At 31.3% G+C, this 22343-nt stretch carries 20 protein-coding genes; 12 read left to right on the top strand and 8 right to left on the bottom strand.

What is annotated here, in order from left to right; translation table 11 throughout:
* Positions 1-125: 125 nt before the first annotated feature.
* Complete coding sequence (locus HSX10_RS15505) at positions 126-746, top strand: L-threonylcarbamoyladenylate synthase (protein WP_173589160.1); 621 nt, start codon at positions 126-128, stop codon at positions 744-746.
* Positions 747-751: 5 nt separating this feature from the next.
* Here the strand turns inward: HSX10_RS15505 and HSX10_RS15500 are convergent, their stop codons facing one another.
* A complete protein-coding gene (locus tag HSX10_RS15500) occupies positions 752-1954 on the bottom strand; it encodes a multidrug effflux MFS transporter (RefSeq protein WP_173589159.1) in 1203 nt (400 codons plus the stop codon).
* Between the two features lie 165 nt (positions 1955-2119).
* Here HSX10_RS15500 and HSX10_RS15495 point away from each other — a divergent pair, with 165 nt between their 5' ends.
* Positions 2120-3892, top strand: a complete 1773-nt coding sequence (locus tag HSX10_RS15495; RefSeq protein WP_173589158.1) for an ABC transporter ATP-binding protein — start codon at positions 2120-2122, stop codon at positions 3890-3892.
* A 66-nt stretch (positions 3893-3958) separates the two neighbouring features.
* On the opposite strand, the gene HSX10_RS15490 is transcribed toward HSX10_RS15495, so the two are convergent.
* From HSX10_RS15490 to HSX10_RS15470, 5 genes are all read right to left on the bottom strand, one after another.
* Positions 3959-5500: an acyl-CoA carboxylase subunit beta gene (locus HSX10_RS15490; RefSeq protein ID WP_173589157.1), complete on the bottom strand. Its 1542-nt coding sequence runs from the start codon at positions 5498-5500 to the stop codon at positions 3959-3961.
* Between the two features lie 115 nt (positions 5501-5615).
* The gene (gene accC / locus HSX10_RS15485; protein ID WP_173589156.1) at positions 5616-7055 is read right to left on the bottom strand and encodes an acetyl-CoA carboxylase biotin carboxylase subunit; all 1440 of its coding nucleotides are present in this window, start codon (positions 7053-7055) and stop codon (positions 5616-5618) included.
* A gap of 326 nt (positions 7056-7381) precedes the next feature.
* The gene (locus HSX10_RS15480) at positions 7382-7858 is read right to left on the bottom strand and encodes a biotin/lipoyl-containing protein (protein WP_173589155.1); all 477 of its coding nucleotides are present in this window, start codon (positions 7856-7858) and stop codon (positions 7382-7384) included.
* A 157-nt stretch (positions 7859-8015) separates the two neighbouring features.
* Positions 8016-8693, bottom strand: a complete 678-nt coding sequence (locus HSX10_RS15475; protein WP_173589154.1) for a PrsW family intramembrane metalloprotease — start codon at positions 8691-8693, stop codon at positions 8016-8018.
* A 13-nt stretch (positions 8694-8706) separates the two neighbouring features.
* Entirely contained in the window at positions 8707-9963 is a 1257-nt protein-coding gene (locus tag HSX10_RS15470) for a flippase (RefSeq protein ID WP_173589153.1), read from the bottom strand.
* A gap of 88 nt (positions 9964-10051) precedes the next feature.
* On the opposite strand from HSX10_RS15470, the gene HSX10_RS15465 reads away from it, so the two are divergent.
* The 8 genes from HSX10_RS15465 (at position 10052) to HSX10_RS15435 (ending at position 15575) form a co-directional block, all read left to right on the top strand.
* Positions 10052-11032, top strand: a complete 981-nt coding sequence (locus HSX10_RS15465) for a helix-turn-helix transcriptional regulator (protein WP_173589152.1) — start codon at positions 10052-10054, stop codon at positions 11030-11032.
* Positions 11033-11202: 170 nt separating this feature from the next.
* Positions 11203-11331, top strand: a complete 129-nt coding sequence (locus HSX10_RS18835; protein WP_302476793.1) for a hypothetical protein — start codon at positions 11203-11205, stop codon at positions 11329-11331.
* Between the two features lie 44 nt (positions 11332-11375).
* Entirely contained in the window at positions 11376-11585 is a 210-nt protein-coding gene (locus HSX10_RS15460) for a DUF6140 family protein (protein ID WP_173589151.1), read from the top strand.
* Positions 11586-11650: 65 nt separating this feature from the next.
* Positions 11651-13432 (top strand): hypothetical protein, encoded by a 1782-nt coding sequence (locus HSX10_RS15455; RefSeq protein ID WP_173589150.1) that lies wholly within the window; start codon positions 11651-11653, stop codon positions 13430-13432.
* On the top strand, positions 13423-14046 hold the full coding sequence (locus HSX10_RS15450; RefSeq protein ID WP_173589149.1) for a hypothetical protein: 624 nt from the start codon (positions 13423-13425) through the stop codon (positions 14044-14046). Before HSX10_RS15455 ends, HSX10_RS15450 begins: the two co-directional genes overlap by 10 nt.
* Before the next feature lie 3 nt (positions 14047-14049).
* Positions 14050-14346 (top strand): hypothetical protein, encoded by a 297-nt coding sequence (locus HSX10_RS15445; protein WP_173589148.1) that lies wholly within the window; start codon positions 14050-14052, stop codon positions 14344-14346.
* A gap of 23 nt (positions 14347-14369) precedes the next feature.
* Complete coding sequence (locus HSX10_RS15440; RefSeq protein WP_173589147.1) at positions 14370-15077, top strand: YARHG domain-containing protein; 708 nt, start codon at positions 14370-14372, stop codon at positions 15075-15077.
* Between the two features lie 57 nt (positions 15078-15134).
* Positions 15135-15575, top strand: a complete 441-nt coding sequence (locus tag HSX10_RS15435) for a hypothetical protein (RefSeq protein WP_173589146.1) — start codon at positions 15135-15137, stop codon at positions 15573-15575.
* A gap of 347 nt (positions 15576-15922) precedes the next feature.
* On the opposite strand, the gene HSX10_RS15430 is transcribed toward HSX10_RS15435, so the two are convergent.
* The gene (locus tag HSX10_RS15430; protein WP_173589145.1) at positions 15923-16474 is read right to left on the bottom strand and encodes an NUDIX hydrolase; all 552 of its coding nucleotides are present in this window, start codon (positions 16472-16474) and stop codon (positions 15923-15925) included.
* Between the two features lie 51 nt (positions 16475-16525).
* Positions 16526-17614, bottom strand: a complete 1089-nt coding sequence (locus tag HSX10_RS15425) for a M42 family metallopeptidase (RefSeq protein ID WP_173589144.1) — start codon at positions 17612-17614, stop codon at positions 16526-16528.
* 123 nt (positions 17615-17737) lie between these two features.
* On the opposite strand from HSX10_RS15425, the gene HSX10_RS15420 reads away from it, so the two are divergent.
* Both HSX10_RS15420 and HSX10_RS15415 read left to right on the top strand, forming a co-directional pair.
* A complete protein-coding gene (locus HSX10_RS15420; protein WP_173589143.1) occupies positions 17738-18628 on the top strand; it encodes an ABC transporter ATP-binding protein in 891 nt (296 codons plus the stop codon).
* Positions 18629-18656: 28 nt separating this feature from the next.
* Positions 18657-22304 carry an ABC transporter permease/M1 family aminopeptidase gene (locus tag HSX10_RS15415; RefSeq protein WP_173589142.1) on the top strand — a complete coding sequence of 1216 codons (3648 nt, stop codon included), beginning with the start codon at positions 18657-18659 and terminating at the stop codon, positions 22302-22304.
* The last annotated feature ends 39 nt before the right edge of the window (positions 22305-22343 follow it).

Here is a 22343-nt window from a genome sequence, read left to right as displayed (position 1 = left end):
AAGTGTTATTTAATAATATGAACTGAGATTTATGTTTTATCATAATTTCCAAGACTATTTTATATTTTGATCATTCATATTTAAAATAGAGTTACTTTATATTGCTTATTTGAAAGACTAATATTATGGCTGAATTTATTAAAATATATCCTGAAAATCCGAATCCAAAGGAAATTCAAAAAGTAGTTAAGGTGTTGAAAAATGGTGGATTAATTATCTACCCAACAGATACTGTTTATGGTTTAGGTTGCGATATTACTAATATGAGAGCCTTAGAGCGTATAGCACAAATTAAAGGTGTAAAGCTCGAAAAGTCTAATTTTTCATTTGTATGTGAAGACTTAAGTAACCTTAGCGACTATGTAAAACAAATTGACACAACCACTTTCAAGATTTTGAAACGTGCTTTACCAGGACCTTATACATTTATATTACCAGGTTCTAAAAATCTTCCAAACCCTTTCAAAAAACGAAAAACAGTAGGGATTAGAGTTCCTGATAATTCTATTGCTTTGGCTATTGTTGCAGCATTAGGTAATCCTATTGTTTCAACATCGATTAGAGATGAAGATGATGTTTTAGAATATACTACAGATCCCGAATTAATTCATGAAAAATGGGATAATCTAGTTGATCTTGTTATTGATGGTGGTTACGGTGATAATGAGGCTTCTACAGTTGTAGATTTATCAACAGATACTCCAGAAGTTATTAGAGAAGGAAAAGGTAGTATAGATATTTTTTAAAACTTTTATACTCTAACTCTTACCGGTTTTTTTACACTATAAAATAAAATTAAACCGATAATTCCTGTGATGAAAAAGCCTAAAAATAGCGGTAATACAGAGGTTTTAATAAAGCTACCAATAAAGTTAGCAATTGGTACAGCCATTACTGTAGATATAAATCCGTTTAATGCAGAACCAATTCCAGCAATGTGTCCCATTGGTTCCATAGCTAGTGCTCTGTAGTTTCCAAATAAGAAAGCAACACTAGCAAACTGAACCATTAAAAACCCTATTAAAACTCCGATAGGAGGGTTGACGCCTGACCAGAAAATAATGACATAAGTAAAAGAAGATATTATAAAAACGATGAGGGCAACGTGTACTAAATTCCACATACCAAATCGCATAACAATAGCACTATTTAAAAATGTAGATAAGCCAATGGTTACTGCTAAACTCGCAAAAATATAAGGGAAATATTCTCCCATATCATATTGCACTTGAAAAATTTGTTGAGACGTACTCAAATACACCATAAAAGAGCCTGTTACTAAACCAGATAGTAAAGTATAAACGACAGCTGATTTTATTCTAAAAAACGTAATAGATCCCGATTTAAATATAGAAAGGTGAAATGTTTTTTGATAAGATTTATGAAGTGTTTCTGGTTGCCGCTTCCAAAACCAAAATATCACTAAAGACCCAAAAATTAAATTGACGGTAAAAATTGATTCCCATCCAAAATGCATCAATAAGAATTGTCCTAACATCGGAGCTATAACAGGAACCAAAATAAATGTCATAGTAACAACAGAAAGTATTTTAGCCATATGATCTCCATTATATGAATCTCTAACGATGGCAATACTCATTGTTCTAGGTGAAGAAAGCCCTACACCTTGTAAGAAACGACCAAATAACATCATTTCAAAACTATCTGTAGTCATACAAATAATCGATGCAATTATAAATATTCCGAAACCAAAATAAACCATTGGTTTACGTCCAAAGCTATCCGAAAGTGGTCCAAAAAGAAGTTGTCCAAAGCCAATTCCTAAAAATATAGTCGTTATAAGTTTTTGATTTTCAGTATCTCCTGTGCTATTTAAATAACGACCCATTTCAGGTAAAGCCGGTAATACGGCGTCAATAGCAATCGCTACCATAGCCATTAATGCGGCCATTAGTGTTACAAATTCTAGTTGCGATCTTTTTTGATTTTGCATTGTGCAAAAGTAGTTTAATTCCTGACGAATTTTTAATAGCTAAGACACTAAAATAAGATTTTTGGTTTGTGCGATTAAATATGAACGCTCACTAAAAGATGAAACCCTTTATTATTCATTTAAAACAAATGACTAGAGCTTATATTTGCATAAAAATTAAGCGAAATGCAGCATTTTAAAGAAAGTTCTAAGAGTCCGAAAAATAAGAAACCTAAAGTAACAATGAAATCGGCTTTTAAAACCATTATTTGGCCAAGACGTAAATTGGTGTTCATAGGATTAATCCTTATTGTTATCCGTAGTTTATCGGGTTTTATTTTGCCTTGGCAAAGTAAAGTGCTCTTAGATGATGTGGTGCCAAACAAAGATTTTAATGGACTCTATACTCTAATAGGTGTTGTTATTACTGCTATTTTGGTGCAATCTGTTTCTTCATTTTTATTAACACGTATTTTGAGTGTACAAGCACAATATTTAATTTCAGAATTACGTGCGCAAGTACAAAAGAAAGTCCTTTCGTTACCTATTAGCTTTTTTGATAATACAAAATCAGGAGCATTAGTTTCTCGTATTATGAGCGATGTTGAAGGTGTTCGGAATTTAATTGGTACAGGTTTAGTACAGCTTGTTGGTGGTACGTTTACAGCAATAATTTCATTAGTCATTTTAATAAAATTAAATGCATGGATGACTTTGTTTGTCTTTGTACCGCTTTCATTATTTGGAATTGTAGCTTTAAAAGCTTTTAAATTTATACGACCAGTTTTTAGAAATCGCGGAAAAATTAATGCTGAAGTTACAGGAAGATTAACGGAAACCTTAGCAGGTGTGCGTGTTATTAAAGCATTTAATGCAGAAGAGCAAGAAAATAAAACGTTTGAAGTAGGTGTAGAACGCCTATTTCAAAATGTAAAAAAGAGTTTAACAGCAACGGCTATAATGACGAGTTCTTCAACATTTTTGATAGGTGTGGCAACAACCGGAATTATGGGAATTGGTGGTTATTACATGATTATTGGAGATATGACTACAGGTGAATTTTTGTCTTTCACGCTTATTTTAGGTTTTATGATTGCGCCAATTGTACAAATGAGTAATATTGGTAGTCAATTAACCGAAGCTCTAGCAGGTTTAGATCGTACGGAGGAGTTAATGAATATAGCAGCAGAAGATGAGCAAGAAGACCGAACTATTCAATTAGATAAAGTTAAAGGAGATATTAAATTTAATAATGTGTCTTTTGCTTATGAGGAAGGAAAACCGGTGCTTCATAATATAGATTTTTATGCACCTTCTGGTTCTGTAACGGCATTGGTTGGAAGTTCTGGTTCGGGTAAATCAACAATTGCAGGTTTGTCAGCTACATTTTTAAATCCAGAATCGGGAGAGATTACAATTGATGGTCAAGATTTATCTAAAGTTGTATTAAGTAGTTTTAGACAGAATTTAGGTGTTGTTTTACAGGATGAATTTTTATTTGAAGGAACTATCAGAGAGAATATTATGTTTCCGAGACCTAATGCAACTGAAGCACAATTGCAAAATGCAGTAAAAGCAGCTTATGTTAATGAGTTTACAGATCGTTTTGATGATGGTTTAGAAACTTTAATTGGAGAACGTGGTGTGAAACTTTCAGGTGGACAAAGACAACGTATTGCTATTGCTAGAGCAATTTTAGCAGATCCTAAGATTATTATTTTAGACGAAGCAACTTCTAATTTAGATACAGAAAGTGAAGGTTTAATTCAGAAAAGTTTATCAGAATTAACAAATGATAGAACAACTATAGTTATTGCCCACCGTTTAAGTACGATTAAAAAAGCAGATCAGATTTTAGTGATCGAAGCAGGAAAAATAGCAGAACGAGGAACTCATGATGAACTTCTTGAAGCAAAAGGACGTTATTACGATTTATATACGTTTCAAGCAAAAATTTAAAAAAAATAAACCTTTCAGACTTATAAAAGTCTGAAAGGTTTTAATTATTGTTTAATAAGCTTACGATTACAAAGGAATATTTCCATGCTTGCGATCTGGCTTCGCAACATTTTTGTTTTCAAGCATACTGAATGCTTTTATTAATTTACGTCTTGTATCTTTAGGTAGAATAACTTCATCTATAAAACCACGTTCTGCAGCACTATACGGATTAGCAAAAAGTTTAGCATATTCAGCTTCTTTTTCTTTCAATTTAGCCTCTTTATCTTCCGCATTAGAAATCTCTCTTTTAAAAATTATTTCAGCAGCACCTTTTGCTCCCATAACAGCAATCTCTGCGTTAGGCCAAGCAAAATTCATGTCTGCACCAATATGTTTAGAGTTCATAACATCATAAGCACCACCATAAGCTTTTCTGGTAATAACAGTAATTCTAGGAACTGTAGCTTCACTAAATGCATATAATAATTTAGCACCATTAACGATGATTCCATTCCATTCTTGATCTGTTCCTGGTAAAAAACCTGGCACATCTTCTAAGACTAATAAAGGAATATTAAAACAGTCGCAAAAACGAACAAATCGTGCAGCTTTCTTAGAGCTATTCACATCTAAAACCCCAGCTAAAAACATCGGTTGGTTAGCAACAATACCGACACTTTTTCCGCCTAAGCGTGCAAAACCTACAATGATATTTTCGGCATAATCTTTATGGATTTCGTAAAAGGAATCTTCATCAATAATACCTGTAATAATCTTATGCATATCATAAGGTTTATTTGGGTTTTCGGGAACAATAGTTTCTAAATCATCTCTAAGTTCTTCTTTAAGTTCAAACGGAATAGCGACTGGTTTTTCCTTATTACTTTGTGGCAAGTAGCTTAATAATTTTTTGATATCTTCTAAACATTCTACATCATTTGTAGATGTAATATGAGCAACACCAGATTTTGAAGAATGCACACTTGCACCTCCTAACTCTTCACTAGTAACTTCTTCATTCGTAACCGTTTTTACAACACTAGGACCTGTTACAAACATATAGCTTGTGTCTTGTACCATCACTGTAAAGTCGGTCATTGCAGGAGAATACACAGCGCCACCTGCACAAGGTCCCATAATGGCAGAAATTTGAGGAATGACGCCCGAAGACTGAACGTTTTTATAAAATATATCTGCATATCCACCTAAAGATCGCACACCTTCTTGAATACGTGCGCCACCAGAATCATTAAGACCAATTAAGGGCGCACCGACATTAACTGCGATATCCATAATTTTACAGATTTTTTCGGCATGAGTTTCGGATAATGATCCTCCAAAAACAGTAAAATCTTGCGCAAAAACATAAGTTAATCTGCCGTTTACAGTTCCGTAACCTGTAACGACTCCGTCACCGTAAAACTGTTGGTCTGCCATTCCAAAATCTTTAGTTCTATGGGTTACTAAGGCTCCGATTTCTTCAAAAGAACCTTCATCTAAAAGATATAATACACGTTCTCGAGCTGTTAGTTTTTTCTTTTGGTGTTGTTTATCTATTCGTGCTTGTCCACCTCCAAGCTTTGCTAAAGCTATTTTATCGTTTAATATTTTTATTTTGTCGTCCATGCTTATTTTATTATTCCAAAACCATTAAGGATGAAAACTTATAGAATTCTGGTACTGTTTTAACTGAAATGATTAGATGAGTCTATACACATTGCTTGCTAATGACTAACAATGATTAATTAGGAACTCGTAAAATTTTATGTTCTTTTAAGAAATGCTTTAATGCAATTTTTGCTGCAATTTCAGACTCTAATAAATGTTGTTCTTTTAATAAATTAAATGAGTAATAATTTTTTACAAAATGGGTGTCAAAATTTCCACTTCTAAAAGCATCATGTTCACAAACAAAACGGCCAAACGGTAATGTGCTGTGTACCCCTTTTATTTGGTAATTATTAATTGCAGTTATCATAAGTGCAATTGCTTCCTCTCTGGTATTACCATAAGTTATCAGTTTAGCTAGCATTGGATCGTAATAAATAGGAATATCCATGCCTTCCTCATAACCATCATCGACTCTTATATTGTTTCCTTCAGGAAGTTTATAAATTTCTAAATTACCAACACTTGGTAAAAAGTCATTCATGGTATCTTCAGCATAAACACGAAGTTCTAAAGCGTGACCTTTAATTTGTAAATCTTCTTGCTTGATGTTTAATTCTTCACCTCTCGCAACTTTTATTTGAAGTTCTACCAAATCGACTCCAGAAATCCACTCGGTAACAGGATGTTCAACCTGAAGTCTGGTATTCATTTCTAAGAAGTAGAAATTGAAGTTTTCATCTAAAAGAAATTCTACCGTTCCTGCACCAACATAATCACATGAGCGCGCTACATTTATCGCAGCTTGTCCCATTTTCTCTCTTAATTCTGGCGTTAATACTGCAGAAGGGGCTTCTTCAATGATTTTTTGATGACGACGTTGTATTGAACATTCGCGTTCAAAAAGGTGAATTATGTGTCCATGAGTATCTGCCATGACCTGAATTTCTATATGTCTTGGTGAAGCCACATATTTTTCAATAAATACAGAACCATCACCAAATGAAGATGTAGCTTCACTTATGGCTCTATTCATTTGTGATTCAAACTCGACTTCATTTTCAACAATACGCATTCCTTTTCCGCCTCCTCCAGCAGAAGCTTTTATAAGAATAGGAAAGCCTATTTCTTTTGCTATTTTTTTAGCTTTAGGAATATCAGTGATCGCCTCATCTGTTCCTGGTACCATGGGAATATTATAATCTTTTATCGTTTCTTTTGCTGCTAATTTGTTACCCATTAGCTTGATGGCTTTAGAACGCGGGCCGATGAAAATAATATTATTTTCTTCGCATAATTCTGCAAAGTCAGCATTCTCACTTAAAAAACCATAACCAGGATGAATGGCATCTACATGAAGTGATTTTGAAACTTCTATTATTGTATTTCCTTTTAAATAGGATTCGTTTGATGGAGCAGGACCGATACAAACAGCTTGATCTGCATATTTAACATGTGGAGCATTACGGTCTGCTTCCGAAAAAACAGCAACAGTTTTAATACCCATTTTTTTTGCTGTTTGCATTATTCTAATGGCTATTTCTCCTCTATTGGCTACTAGTAATTTTTTCATATTATGCTGAATTTATTTCAGTATCTTATTTTGATATTCTAACTGGAAGTATTTTTAATGTAATTTCAATTATTCATTTGTCGTTCAAAGATTGTAATTAAGGTTATTATTTACTTACAGGTTCTCGATATATTCAAACAAAAAAGGCTGAATACTCAAACTAACGATAGAATAATAAATGGGGCTTTAGCGTCACTTTGAGTGAAATTATTTTATGAATTTTATTATTCGATGGACCTCAATAGAACGATATAGAAGCTTTGTGGTAAAATGTTTTTCTATACATTTTTCTGAAGCTTCACAAAATACTCGAACTGACGTTTAAGTTATTCAAATTCAATTAAAAGGGTGTTTTTGTCAACAGTTTGCCTTTCTTTGACTTGAATAGATTTAATAACTCCTTCTCGTGGAGAGTGAATGACGTTTTCCATTTTCATGGCTTCTAAAATTAATAAAACATCATTTTCTTTGACTTCTTGTCCTACGCTAACGTTAATTTCTAATATTAATCCAGGCATTGGAGCATTGATTTCATTGACTTGCTTAGAAGCGCCAATTTCAAAACCTAAAGCTTCAATTTGCTGATCTAGAATATCACAAATATTCACTTCAAAAATATTATTGTTGACTTTAACAGCATATAATTTCTTGTTGAAATCAGCATTTAAAACTTCGGCTTTAATTGTGGTATTATCTTGAAGAATGTGATAATGATTAGGTGCTGTTTTAATAGCGTCTAGTGTTTCCATACTTTCTTTTGTGACATCGAAAGTGTGAGAAGCGTTGACTTTAATTTTGTACATAAAGTAGAGAGTTTACGTGATTAGTTGTTTATCGCTTAATATATTGCAAAATAAGAAATATTTAAGGTGAAACGCTAAATATTATTTAAAATATAGGATAAACTATAAAATGTAGATTCTCTATGCTTTTTTTAATATGAAAGTTTTCGGTGTTTTATTAAGCTTTAAAGTGTGAATTATCTTGATGTGCTTTAATCGCTTTTTTAGATAAAATAATCCCTATTATTAGGGAAACAAATGCACCAATAGAAATCCCTGGGATAAAATTAATGAACAAAAAGAAGTCGTAAGCACCATGAAATAAAATGGCTAATAAAAGACCTGTAAAATTAAGTAAAACTCTGTTTTTTGAGAATTTTGCCTTGCCCATAAAATAGCCCATCATAACACCAAAAACAGCATGCGCTGGGACCGCTGTGAAAGCTCTTAAAACTGCAACTTCGTAACCGCCGCCGCCAATAACATACATAATGTTTTCTGTACAAGCAAAACCCATAGAAACCATTACGGCATACATAATGCCATCGTAAGGTTCATTGAATGCTTTTTTAGTTTGTGCATAGTATTTTACAATGACGTATTTACTGAATTCTTCAGCCAGCGCCACAACTACAAATGCTTGTATAAATTGCTGCCAAATACTAAACTGGTCAGTTATTGGGATTAATCGTCCGGTGAAAAAATAGAGAGAGAATACAATTAAGATGCTTACTATAGCGCCTAATAGAAAACTAATGATGAGTAATTTTTTAGGTTCTTTATCATATTTATCTTGAAAATAGACATATAAAATGATACTAAAAACGGGAGCAATGGCTAGTAAGAGTAAATTCATGAATCAAAAATAATTAAAAAAGAGATAAGAGTTGTTTTCTGCTTTTACGGTCTAAAAAGATAAATAATATATTGGTTATAAAATGACTTGCTAAAACCGCAATCGCAGCACCTGTAACTTGCCAAATAGGAATTAATAAATAGCATAAAATAATATTAGAAACACAGCCAAGTATAAATCGATACACGTTTTTTTGAAGATCATTAGTGTTGATTAAGTGTTTTTCATAAATCATACCTATAAAAATAAAAAGCGGTGACCAGCAGAAAATTAATAATGGTATTTGTGCTTCTGTATAATCTTCTGTGAAATAATTATTCAAGATAAGATTTCCGAAAAAGGAATAAAAAACACCTATTAATAATCCCAAAAAACACATGATTTTTAATATTTTTTTTACTTTTTTCACATACAGTAAACTATTATTTTGAAAGGATTCTGCAAGGGAAGGATATAGAGCATTAATGATAGAAAACCCAACATTCCAAGTTAATGCTATGACTAAAAACTGAACTGTAGCAAAGATTCCGTTGGCATGATCGCCTAAAAAATATTTTAAAAAAAGTTCGTCAATAGTAATGTAAAACATAATTAGACCATTAGACAGTATTAAAGGAAATGACATCTTTAATAAAGATTTTGCTAAGTCTCCTGAGAATCTCCATTTCTTAAATGAAAATGTCTTTTTATACTTTAAAATTAGGATATAAATCCCCCCCTGAATCAGGAAGTCTAGAATTATAAGTTTGGCAAAATAGTTAACATCCAAATGGTTTTTAACACCATAATATTGTAAAGTGACAATAATAATTAACGTACTAATTTTACTGATAAATATGATCTTTGTCCATTTTTTAGCTAATAAATAATATTCAAAAACATCGGTGAGTTTAAATAAATAACTAAAGGCAATGATTAGATATAAGCTAGTAAGTGGGCTATTTTTAGATAAGCCATAATAAATAGCAATTCCGATAAAAATAATAATCCAGCTTATGAGTCTAAGATAGAAAGCTGTGGCTAAAATTTGTTCGCTTCGTTTTGGGTTAAAAACAATTTCTCTTATACATATGGCAGATAGTCCTAAAAATAATAGGGGAGTAAACATGCCTAGTATAGATTCTACAAATTTAAGTTTACCAATATCTACGGTACCTAAGGTGCTAAATATTTGAGGAACAATAAATACACCTGTGATTAATTGTATTAATTTCTCTAGAGTAAACCACTTCGTTGCGATAAAATCCTTTTTACTAAAAACCGATGTCATGTAGTGTATTTGGTTTTCAAATATATAAAAACAGTTTACTTTTAGTCGTTTGAAACTTTATTATTAAATTCGTTTTTTAATCCCTGCTATGACCCCAGAATTTCTTCGCCGCTATTATATTTTACGTATCATTTCTAACCCTAAAATTTACGGTATTGATAAAAATGGATTTGTGCCATTAGAAGATTTGCAGCGAGCATTAGATCATATTCGTGCAGACAATAATGAGGATGCCTTATATGATAAACTGAATCTGCATAGTCAAAAAACGATTAAACGTGATTTGGATAAAATTAAATCCTATTACCAAGCTATTGTTTTACATAAGCGCAACTATGGTTATTTTGTAGATGGATATGAAATAAGTGAAGCTTTAAAAGAAATTTATGAGAAAACAGAATTATATCTTTTGCATCATCATGCACATGCTTGGAAACCGTATGTTACTACAGCACGCAGTTCTTTAAGTTCTCAGGTAGATTTAGTACCGCTTATTCATGCGATAGAGCAAAAATATTTTATCGAAATTGAATATCAAGGTTGGTATGATGACAGTGGTTTTCAAACACTTTCTGGTTTTTTTCAACCTTTACATATTAAAGAAATTAATAAAGCATGGTATTTAATAGCTCACAACAATGAATATGGTATTTATGCTTTTTGTTTGGATGATAGAATTAAATCTCTAAAAATCAGTAAACAAATTGTTAGAGAGCCTGTTAGTTTTAATTCTTCTGAATATTTTAAAAATGCTATTGGAATATTAAAAACAGATATGCAACCTGAATGGATTTATATTCAAGTAGCCAATCATCATTTTAAGTATTTAGAGTTAAATCCGATTCATCATAGTCAAGAAATTATCTTTCGCCCTAAAAAAATGGATACTGTAGCGTTAGATTATTTAAATTCAGATATTTGGGGTGAAATAAAGATTTTTATTGAGCCTAATTATGAGTTTTTAATGGATATTTTAAAATATAATCTTTGGGTGAAGGTGGTTAGTCCATTACGTGTTAAAGCATATGTAAAGCATCATTTGGGGTTAATGTTGGGTTATTATGAGTAGATTCCTTTAATTACATTCTCCTTGTCTAGTTTTCTCCTTTAATGTTTTTATGTCTTATAAAGACAGTCTAATTTCATGTCCTTAAAAACATATTTTTGAAACGGACATATTTTGTCGATTTCAAGAATAGATTTGAGCATTATTAGAAATTACCCCAAAATAACCAACCTATGGCAACTTATAAATGCAGTATCTGTGGCATCCACAAAAATGATACTGTCACTTCTCAATTAAATACGAGTATTACTTGTAAATCTTCAGAAAATACTGTTGAAGTTGTGTTTCATAAATGGGTGTAGATTTCTGAGGATGATTTAATGATTCACTAATTTAAAAAAATACAATGGCAACATTTGAAATTAAAACAAAATGTGCAATAAATGTACAGGGCGAGTATGTAGATGCAGGTTTATCTGTACAGGTAAGTAGTATGTTTTCTAATCCTTTTGACGAGGTGGATAAAATACATAAGGCTTTTAAAAGAGTTCATGGAATTGACTTAAAACCTGAAGGGTATTTGAGTTTGGGGTATTTAGAGTATAAACGTGTTTGACTAAATTAAAATTTCAAATAATTCCTTCCTATTATCACTATATACAGTTTAATAAAAAAAAACACATGAAAGAAATTGATATTTCAATGAAGTTTTCTGATAAATATTCTAATGAAGAAATTGCATCTTCAATAGCTAAAATAGCAAGAGAAAACTTTGCCAATAAACAACCTAGAACTAATGAGCCACTTCGAATTTCTAGACGTGCATTGGTGAGTTTACTTAATGAAAAGCATGACGATTTAAATTTAGCTGATACAATAGAATTTAACGCATTAGTAAGGTTGAGTTACGAAATGAGCTCTAATATTGTTCAAGAAGCTATTGTTGAGACAATAAAGGAGAATATAGGAAATGATGCTGTTTATAATCCTAAACGTTTGTATTCTTCTAATCATGTATCTCAATTTTCAAATAATGAAAAGGATAGCTTAACCAAAAAAGTTAAGCTTTTAAAATCAAATGCTACTGAAATAAATAATGAAGACTCTAAAACTAGGATAGAAACAACACTTGTAAGTACTCAAAAATTAGAATTCAAGAAAGAATTTTTAGGTATTGGTAATGCCGATAGTGCAAAAAAATACGCTAAAAAAGTTCTTGAAGGATATGAAGCGATGATTGGTGAATACGATAAGATAAAGAATGTTAATTTAAACTTAATTAATGATTTCAATATTTTAAGAAATGAACTTAAATGTGAAAGAGACGATGTTGTGCAGCTATTGATTGATTTATTTGGAAATCGTGCAAAACAGCAATATCCTGAACTCTTTGATTTTGATCAGATAGAATGGTTAGATTTTGAAAACTCTTGGAACGAACTTAATTTAAGTTACAATAAAATTAATGAACAACATCAAGAGTTTTTAAATACAGTCGATGTTGCTTTAAATAACTTTGGTAATTCTGTTTCTGCTGAATCTAGTGAAGCATGGAAAAATTTGAGCTCTATTTCAAAAAAAAGAGACTTAAATAAAGGTGATCTTATTGGTGCTGGAATTCAAGTTGCTATTGCAGCAGGTGCAGCTGCCATCATGGGAGGTATAGATACAAGGAATAAATCAAAAGAAGTTGTTGCGTTAATTAAACGTGATGTTGAGATTCTAAAGCATAAAATGAGTGAAGATAACGAACTTATTATAGCAGATATTTTTAGATTAGGAAAACTGTATTCTAAATTATCTCACTCAATTATACCAAATTATAATACTTTTATTAAAAGTAATTCAGAAATAATAGTTTCCGATTTTAAACCTTTATATGATAGGATTTTGGAAAATCCAACTATTAATAAAGCTAAAGGCGAAAACAATAAATTAATTAAAAAACAAAGATTTTTAAATCAAAAGATCATTGATTTACATAGTAATATAAAGTATTCAGAAGAAGAAGAAATAAGACTCGGTGAAATTTTAGAAATTAAAAAAGAAGAATATTTCATAGCACTTTCATTAAAACCTACTAAACCTTTCATTTTAATTGAATTATTTACTTTAGGTAGAGCATCAACAGTATATTATTCTACTCTGCAAGAATGGACAAATTACTGTAAACCTGTTGTTGAAGATTATGAATATATACAAAGTTTAAAGAATGATGAGATAGAGAAACGCGAAACAATAAATCAATATATCTCTGAAAGTGAAAATGAGTTAAGTGAAATAAATCAACGAATAAATTCAAACTCTGAAGTAATAATGACTGAATTTAATAAAACACCTAATTCGGAAGAAGAATTGACTAAATTAATTACAGTGGTAAAAAGAATAATTAATGCTAGTAGAAATGTGCTAGAGATTGAACTAGATCAAGAATTACAGAAAAAAGCTGTTGTATGGAATTAAAAAATAAGAATATTATATTAGTTGGAGAAGAGATAAGGGCGGTTATAGAAGACGTTAGCACTAGGAGGGAATTATCAAAAAGTGTGATTACGGCATATAGAGATTTTGAAACCGAAAATGTGAATGGACAATTACATGAAGTTTCGTCTAAATTAGAAAATGTATTAAATATATATTTAAACGAAAATCCTGATGCAGAAACAAAAATAATTTCTAAAATTGAGTCATATTTATCAAGTTTGCCTATGCCCAAGAGTATGGATGTTGTTAAGGCAAATAAATTTAAACGCGATTTAGCCAAAGTAGGATTAGAGACCTTACGTGTAGAATTAAAAGTTTTTAATTTAAATCAAGAGACCAAGTCTCTTAATAAGGCGAACGAACTCAACGAGCAGCTATTAGCTGATAAGATTTTAAATTATGCTGAAGATTTAAAAAGAAATATCAAACTGAATAAGGCAAATCATGATGATGTTAAAAAGGTCTTATCAGAAAAGAATATTGAAGGACTTGAAAAAGCAGCTAAATTAATTAACCCTAACGCTAAAAATTTTAATGAAAATTTAGATCAAGAAATTGATAGTTTTCTTAATGGTGCTGACCTAATACTATAACTTATGAATAACGTAAAATTTGGATTAACAATGAAAGAGGCATGGAAAGACCTGCTTTTAGGAAGAGATAATACAAACTATAGAGAATACGAGAAAGTTCATCATAGTTTAGAAGATTTAAGAATTCGACTTTATAAATACAATTATTATTTATTTATGTTATTAATATTCGTTGGTTTTTTCTTTTCTAATAGTTTTATAATTCTATTATTTAGTTTTTTATGGTATAAACCGTTATGTCACGCCCTGCATCTAAAAAATAGAGTTAAACGGAAGAATATAGAATTATTTAAAGGTTAAGGATACAACGAATATAAAAATCAATGAAAAAATTATTATTTTTTATTATTCCGTCATTATTGTTGACGTCTTGTTTAGATCATTTGCTTGAATCAGAGAAGAAAGATCTTTCTGAGGAAAGAATTAATATTGAAACGGATAGCGAATCTGATGATTATGAGAAGAATATTGTAGAAATTGATAAGAATAGCTTGGGGCTTTATCCATTTACTTCGCATAGATTACTTACTCTTTCTGAATTAAGAAATAAGAAGTATTCAGAAAATAACTTGAAAATTATGCGCAATGAGATTTTTGCGCGTCATGGGTATATTTTTATGTCAGATAGTGAGATGGATCATTATTTCAGAAAGCAAAACTGGTACAAGCCAATGCATAAAGAGGTTATTACTCTTTTATCTAAGGTTGAGAAAAATAATATTGATTTAATAATATCAGTTAGTAATAAAGATTTTGTCCTTGACAATACCCCTTTACTTGAAGAAGAGGCTGGTGGCTTTGGTTATATTTTAGTAGAAAACTTAAGATTAAGAGATAAACCTAATTTAGATGGAGAAACTATTGAATTATTAAAAAAAGATTCATTTGTTAATGTTGATAAAATAAGTAGTTTTAAAACGACTATTGAATTGAACGGTAATGAGATTTCAGACGTTTGGTTTGCAATTATTTCCGAAACAGGTAAATCAGGATGGGTTCATGGCTGCTGTATTGACGTAACTTGGCCGTAACTTTTTAAGTAGATAAGGTTGGTCAGGATATAATGATTTAAAATTGGTAATATTAAAATGCAAAACCCAAACCGCCCATACCACCGCAAAGAAATCGACCTTCTTTTCACCAAAGTAAAAGCACAAATGCATCAACAAGCTTTAACTAGAGGTGGAGATGGTATAGCGTTATATACAGATTGCTATACCGGAGAAACTTTACGAGGTGGAGATAGATATGATTACGAGCACATACGCTCATCAGAAGACGTTTTTATGACCTACCGTGATCGTTTAACGAATGCCGAAATTGCACAAGTGGTTAATTGTCCAGAAAATGTAGCAGTGACGTTGAGAACGATTAATCAATCGAAAGGAAAAATGCGTATGGAAGATTGGATGGCTAATTTAAGACATATTTTGAATCATAAAATAGACCTTATATCAACTAATAAATCATTAGTGAATGCAGATAAAGGAATTAAATATAAAGTTGATAAAATATTATCTAAGCTATAAACCTATGTGTTAATAATTTAACAATATTATTTTATTTACAGCAATAAATAATTAACATTAATTATAAAAAGGACAGGTTTTGTCTATTTGATGTGTATTTTTGAAATACTAAATAAAAGAAAGGTATTTTATATATCATGTTCTAAATTTTTTGAAAGGTCATAATTTGAAGCCATAAAATAGGATGTAGGGATCGCTATTTGTCTAAGGGGGCTTTGATGGTTTCAAGTTTGACTAGCTTTAAAAACCTCAGCTAATCTATTAGTTGGGGTTTTAATTTTTTGATAAGAATTAAAAAATTAGAACCTTGTTAAGGTTCTGAAATGTGTTTTTAAATACTAGTATAATTAAAGCTTATTCTTTACTGTTTCTAGTACTTTTAAATAATAGTCGCGATTACTCGCTACAAAGTGCATGTTAGTTTCACTATTGTTTAATAAATTATAAAACTCTTCGAGCGATACTAATTTTATAGCTTCAACTTCAGAGTCTTGTATTACTAAAGTGTTTAATGGAACGGTTAATTCTGCAATAAATACTTGATGAAATTCATTATCTTGAATTTTACCTTCAGCATAGCTACTTTCATGAAGAAAGGTTCCAATTTTGGTGAGATCTTTTGGTTCTAATTCTAAACCTAATTCTTCTTTTGTTTCCCGTAAAGCTGCTGTTATAAATGTTTCTCCAGCATCTATATGTCCTGCAGCAGAAACATCCCAAAGCAATGGGTAAATTGATTTTTTGTGAGAGCGTTGCTGTAGTAATATTTCACCTTTAGAGGTGTACAGCCATAAGTGAATGGTATTGTGATACAAGCCTTTAGAATGCGCTTCAGATTTTAGTGCAGTTCTTCCTGTTGGTTTACCGTTTTTGTCAACGATATCTAAAATTTCATCCATAAAATAAAATAGACCTGTCAGGTTATAAAAAACTGACAGGTCTGATATTTTCTATTTAAAATAGCTAAACGTTTCTCCGTCTTCTATTTTTAATAAAGTTTCATAAATTAATTTAATAACATTCTCAACATCATCTCGATGCACCATTTCTACAGTAGTATGCATATAACGCAATGGTAAAGAAATTAAAGCAGAAGCAACACCACCATTACTATAAGCAAAGGCGTCTGTATCTGTTCCGGTAGCTCTAGATAATGCAGCACGTTGAAAAGGAATTTTCTTCTCATCAGCTGTATCCGTAATTAAATCACGTAATTTTTGTTGTACGGCAGGTGCATAAGCAACAACAGGACCTTTTCCAATTTCAGCATAACCTTGCGTCTTTTGGTCAATCATAGGTGTTGTTGTATCATGGGTAACATCTGTTACAATTGCTACGTTTGGCTTAATGGTTTGTGCAATCATTTCAGCGCCACGTAAACCAATTTCTTCTTGTACAGAGTTGGTAATATATAATCCAAAAGGAAGTGTTTTCTTATTTTCTTTAAGTAAACGCGCCACTTCAGCAATCATAAAACCACCCATTCTGTTGTCTAACGCACGACAAACAAATTTGTCTTTATTCAAAATATGAAATTCGTCAGGGTAAGTAATTACACAACCAACATGAACTCCCATTTTTTCAACTTCTTCCTTATCTTTTGCTCCTATATCAATGCAGATATTATCAGGCTTAGGCGCTTGTTCTTTTGCTTTACTTCTGGTATGAATTGCTGGCCATCCAAATACACCTTTTACAATGCCATTTTTTGTATGAATGTTTACAACCTTACTCGGTGCAATTTGATGATCACTACCACCATTTCTGATAACATAGAGTAAACCGTTATCCGAAATGTAATTCACATACCATGAAATTTCATCGGCATGCCCTTCAATAACCACTTTATATTTTGCTTCAGGGTTTATAACAGCAACAGCAGAACCGTAAGTGTCTGTAATAAATTCATCTGCATAGGGTTTAAGGTAATCCATCCAGATTTTTTGCCCTTCCCATTCGTAACCTGTTGGTGAGGCATTATTTAAATATTTTTCAAGAAAATCGAGTGATTTTTTATTAAGTATGCTCTTAGAAGCCATATGTAGATATTTGATTTATGTAAAAGTAAAAGGATTTATTCAGCTTTTAGAAGCTTTTAGATTTTTTTGTAACAAATTCATCTATTTTAATACTAATAGAATTATAATCTAAAACCATACTTTATGAAGCTTGTAATAAAGAACCTTACCAAAACTTATAAAAATGGTGTTAAAGCCACAGATAATCTAAATCTTGAAATCGGAACAGGAATGTTTGGACTTTTAGGACCAAATGGTGCAGGGAAATCGTCTTTAATGAGAACTATTGCAACATTACAGAGTCCGGATTCTGGATCTATTATGTTTGGTGATATTGATGTTTTAAAAGATAAAATGGCTTTACGTAAAGTTTTGGGTTATTTACCACAATCTTTTGGTGTGTATCCAAAAATGTCTGCTGAAGATTTACTAGATTATTTTGCAACCTTAAAAGGTATTCGATCTAAATCAGACAGAAAAGCTTTAGTTAAAGAGGTTTTAGATATTACCAATCTTTATGACATGCGTAAAAAGCATGTCGCAGGTTATTCTGGTGGTATGAAACAGCGTTTCGGAATTGCTCAATTATTATTAAATAATCCAAAATTAATTATTGTAGATGAGCCAACAGCTGGTTTAGATCCTGCAGAGCGTCATCGTTTTTTAAATGTGTTGCGTGAGGTTGGTACCAATTGTACAGTAATTTTTTCGACACATATAGTTGAAGATGTCAAGGAACTTTGTAACGATATGGCCATTTTAAATGGTGGACGTATTTTAAAACAAGCCACACCATCTCAGGCAAGAATAGAATTGCAAGGTCGTATTTGGACTAAAATTATAGATAGAGATGATTTAGAAACGCACGAAGCACAATTCAATGTGTTATCTTCTAATTATAACGAAGATAACTCTCTTAATATCCGTGTGTTTAGTGAGGAACAACCTAGTGAGGATTTTAAATCGATTGAGCCACAGCTTGACGATGTGTACTTTATTGCACTAAAAGAGGACGAACCTGTAACTGCAGTTTAATCCTAAATCATTTAAAAAAAGTACATCTATGTTTTCTACTATATTTTTTCACGAATTAAAGTACTGGTTAAAACGACCAGCGACTTATATTTATATGGCCATATTTTTTATGTTGGCATTGTTAATGGCGGCAACTACTGCTGGTATTTTCGATAGTATTACAGCAACAACTGGCTCTTCTCGGATAGTAAATTCACCTGTTGGAGTAAATGGTCTTTTTAATGGTTTAACAATTTTAATCTTCTTTTTATTTCCATCCATTATTGGTGCTTCAGTAAATAGAGATTTTAAAAGTGAAATGCATTCCATTCTCTATTCTTATCCATTTACAAAAGCGAATTATCTATTTGCTAAATTCTTTAGTGCTATTACCGTTGTATCTCTTATTGTGTTTACAATAGGTATCGGTATGTTTATTGGTTTTAGATTGCCTGGCATAAATTCAGATTTGGTTATTGCGTTTGATATTCAATCGTATTTTAATGCTTATTGGCTTTTTATATTGCCTAATATTTTATTGTTTGGAGCTATCGTTTTTGCAGTAGTTACCTTTTCTAGAAATATTGCTGCCGGATTTATAACTGTGATTTTATTGTTGTTTATTCAAAGAATAACAGATAATTTTTTATACGACCAAGACAGTCGTTATTTAGCTTCGTTATTTGATCCTTTTGGATCTTCTGCTGTTAGTTATTATACCCGTTATTGGACGGTTTACGAACAAAATGAATTACAAATTCCTATTAAAGAAGTCATCGTTTATAACCGTTTATTATGGTTAGGTGTTGCAACAATTGTATTTGGTATTGTTTTTAAATTATTTACATTCAGTCAAAATGCCATGTCGTTTTCATTCTTTAAGAAGAAAAAAGGCGAACGTTCTACAAAACGAAACTTTGGTGGTATTACTAAAATTAACTTACCAAAAGTAGGGTATGATTATTCTTTTATTCAAAACTTAAAAGCCACTTGGAAAATAGCTCATATAGAATTCAAATATATTGTAAAAAGTTGGGCGTTTATCAGTATTGTTTTAGTGGGGCTTATTATTGTTTTAGTTGCATTATCTGAAGCCGGAAGCCAAGTTGGTGCATCATCATACCCAAGAACATGGTTAATGTTACAAGGTGGTGGAGTATTTGTGATTGCTATTAATATATGTACATTTCTTTATGCCGGAATGTTAGTAAATCGCAGTAAGATTTCTAATATGAATGGTTTAGAAGATGTAACACCAATTCCAAACTGGTCTCTATTTTTATCTAAGTTTATTGCTATTGTAAAAATGCAGATGTTATTACTTTCTGTCATTATGGTTGCAGGGATTTTATTTCAACTTTACAAGGGCTATTATGATATTGAATTAGGTTTATACATTAAAGAATTATTCGGATTAAAGCTGATTAATTATATCATTTGGGCCTTTTTAGCTTTAATGGTTCAGACTTTAATAAGAAATCCATATTTAGGCTTATTTGTATTATTAGTTGTTTCTATAGGAATTCCTTTTTTAACTCTAGCTGGTGTAGAACAACCTTTATTTAAGTATAATGAAGGTTCGGGCTTTAGTTATAATGATATGAATGGTTACGGAGATTCTTTAGCTAGGTATTTAATTTATAAATTCTACTGGGTTCTTGGAGGATTAGTTTTAATGCTTATTGCAGCTTTGTTTTGGGTACGTGGTTTACCAAGTTCATTTGCAGAACGCATTGCAATTGCAAAAGAGCGTTTTAAAACACCTATTGCTATAGCTTTAGTTGTGTTTTTAGGTGGTTTCTTAGCGATGGGTTATACCATTTATCATGCTACAAATATTAATAATGATCTTTATTCTTCAAAAGAACGAGAAGAATTACGTGTTAATTGGGAGAAGAAATATAAGAAATACGAAGATTATGCACAACCTAGAATTGTTGCAGTAAACGTTAATTTAGATTTATTTATAGATGAACGAAATTTTGAATCTTCAGGTGAATACACCATGATTAATAAAACCAATAAGGTTATTGATAGCATTTTCTTAAATCATAATGATTACGAGAGTACTTTCAAGTTTAATCGTGAAAACACGCTTGTTTCTGAAGATACACTTTATAATTTCGATATTTATAAGTTAAAACAACCAATGCAACCTGGAGATTCATTGATTTTGAATTTTACAGTAAAAAATAAACCCAACACATTGTTTGTTTCTAATTCACCAGTTATAGAAAATGGAACTTTTATTAATAATACACAACTGTTTCCTAATTTAGGTTATAATGGAGGTGAACTTTCAGACGATAAAACACGTGAGAAATACGGATTAGCACCTAATGAGCTAAGACCACATCCTTCAGATTCTACGGCTTTAGGTAATACCTATATTTCAAAAGATAGCGATTGGATTGATTTTGAAACGACCGTAAGCACAAGTGAAGATCAAATTGCAATTGCACCGGGTTATCTTCAAAAAGAATGGGTAGAAGATGGAAGACGCTATTTTCATTATAAAATGGATAGTAAAATCTTGAATTTTTACGCTTATAATTCAGCTAAATATGAAGTGAAAAAAGACAAATGGAAGGATGTAGATCTTGAGATTTATTACCACAAAGGACACGAGTATAATTTAGAAAGTATGATGGATGGTATGAAGGCTTCGTTGGCTTACAATAGCGAAAATTTTAGCCCTTATCAGCATAAACAACTTCGAATTGTAGAATTTCCAAGTGGAGGTTTTGCGCAATCATTTCCTAATACAATTCCTTTTTCTGGTGATGCAGGTTTTATAGCAGATGTAGAAGATAATGAAGATGGGGATCTAAATTATACCTACGCTATTACCGTTCACGAGGTTGCACATCAATGGTGGGCACACCAAGTCATTGGGGCCGATGTTTTAGGAGCAACAATGTTATCTGAAAGTTTATCGGAATACGTAGCGTTAAAAGTGTTAGAAAAAGAATTAGGTAAAGCACAAATGCGTAAGTTTCTAAAAAAATCATTAGATAGTTACCTTTTCCAAAGAACCTTTGAGCGTAAGCGTGAAAACCCATTAATGTACAATGATGGACAAGGCTATATTCGTTATGAAAAAGGATCATTAGTCTTTTATGCACTTAGTGATTATCTTGGGGAAGAGGTCTTAAATAGCGCATTAAAAACGTATGTTGAAAAAGTAAAATTTCAAGAGCCACCTTATACAACGTCTATAGATATGGTAAATCATATTAAAGCAGTTACGCCAGATAGTTTACAATATGTTATAAAAGATATGTTTGAAACCATAACGGTTTATGACAATAGTATTAAAAATGTAACGTCTACCGAATTAGACAACGGTAAATACAAAGTAGATATTGAATTTGATGTTAGTAAATACAGAAATGATGAAAAAGGAAAACAATTATTTTCTGAAACAGGAAGAGATTCAATCTCATACTTGCCAGAAGGTAAGACGAAACCTATTTTATCATTACCGCTTCAAGATTATATAGATGTCGGAGTGTTTACAGAGCATGAAGTTGATGGTGAGATGAAAGAAAAGCAATTGTATTTAAAGAAACATAAAATCACTTTAATCGATAATAAAATTTCTATTACTGTTGATGAAAAGCCTACAGAAGTAGGAGTAGACCCTTACAATAAATTAATTGATAGAAACTCTGGAGATAACCGTCAGAAACTCTAATTTTATTTTATAAATTTTTAGAAAGACCTTTTAAGTGTA

It is taken from the genome of Winogradskyella undariae, assembly GCF_013285155.1.
GTDB classification, from domain to species: Bacteria; Bacteroidota; Bacteroidia; order Flavobacteriales; family Flavobacteriaceae; genus Winogradskyella; species Winogradskyella undariae.
This window is presented reverse-complemented; position numbering and strand designations above follow the sequence as displayed.

Bases quoted from the DNA above. Each gene is read 5' to 3' on its own strand.
- HSX10_RS15445 (WP_173589148.1), top strand. From the start codon at position 14,050: ATGAATAACGTAAAATTTGGATTAACAATGAAAGAGGCATGGAAAGAC.
- HSX10_RS15495 (WP_173589158.1), top strand. From the start codon at position 2,120: ATGCAGCATTTTAAAGAAAGTTCTAAGAGTCCGAAAAATAAGAAACCT.
- HSX10_RS18835 (WP_302476793.1), top strand. From the start codon at position 11,203: ATGGCAACTTATAAATGCAGTATCTGTGGCATCCACAAAAATGATACT.
- HSX10_RS15500 (WP_173589159.1), bottom strand. From the start codon at position 1,954: ATGCAAAATCAAAAAAGATCGCAACTAGAATTTGTAACACTAATGGCC.
- HSX10_RS15490 (WP_173589157.1), bottom strand. From the start codon at position 5,500: ATGGACGACAAAATAAAAATATTAAACGATAAAATAGCTTTAGCAAAG.
- HSX10_RS15420 (WP_173589143.1), top strand. From the start codon at position 17,738: ATGAAGCTTGTAATAAAGAACCTTACCAAAACTTATAAAAATGGTGTT.
- HSX10_RS15470 (WP_173589153.1), bottom strand. From the start codon at position 9,963: ATGACATCGGTTTTTAGTAAAAAGGATTTTATCGCAACGAAGTGGTTT.
- HSX10_RS15425 (WP_173589144.1), bottom strand. From the start codon at position 17,614: ATGGCTTCTAAGAGCATACTTAATAAAAAATCACTCGATTTTCTTGAA.
- HSX10_RS15505 (WP_173589160.1), top strand. From the start codon at position 126: ATGGCTGAATTTATTAAAATATATCCTGAAAATCCGAATCCAAAGGAA.
- HSX10_RS15430 (WP_173589145.1), bottom strand. From the start codon at position 16,474: ATGGATGAAATTTTAGATATCGTTGACAAAAACGGTAAACCAACAGGA.
- HSX10_RS15465 (WP_173589152.1), top strand. From the start codon at position 10,052: ATGACCCCAGAATTTCTTCGCCGCTATTATATTTTACGTATCATTTCT.
- HSX10_RS15435 (WP_173589146.1), top strand. From the start codon at position 15,135: ATGCAAAACCCAAACCGCCCATACCACCGCAAAGAAATCGACCTTCTT.
- HSX10_RS15475 (WP_173589154.1), bottom strand. From the start codon at position 8,693: ATGAATTTACTCTTACTAGCCATTGCTCCCGTTTTTAGTATCATTTTA.
- HSX10_RS15480 (WP_173589155.1), bottom strand. From the start codon at position 7,858: ATGTACAAAATTAAAGTCAACGCTTCTCACACTTTCGATGTCACAAAA.
- HSX10_RS15460 (WP_173589151.1), top strand. From the start codon at position 11,376: ATGGCAACATTTGAAATTAAAACAAAATGTGCAATAAATGTACAGGGC.
- HSX10_RS15450 (WP_173589149.1), top strand. From the start codon at position 13,423: ATGGAATTAAAAAATAAGAATATTATATTAGTTGGAGAAGAGATAAGG.
- HSX10_RS15415 (WP_173589142.1), top strand. From the start codon at position 18,657: ATGTTTTCTACTATATTTTTTCACGAATTAAAGTACTGGTTAAAACGA.
- HSX10_RS15440 (WP_173589147.1), top strand. From the start codon at position 14,370: ATGAAAAAATTATTATTTTTTATTATTCCGTCATTATTGTTGACGTCT.
- HSX10_RS15455 (WP_173589150.1), top strand. From the start codon at position 11,651: ATGAAAGAAATTGATATTTCAATGAAGTTTTCTGATAAATATTCTAAT.
- accC (WP_173589156.1), bottom strand. From the start codon at position 7,055: ATGAAAAAATTACTAGTAGCCAATAGAGGAGAAATAGCCATTAGAATA.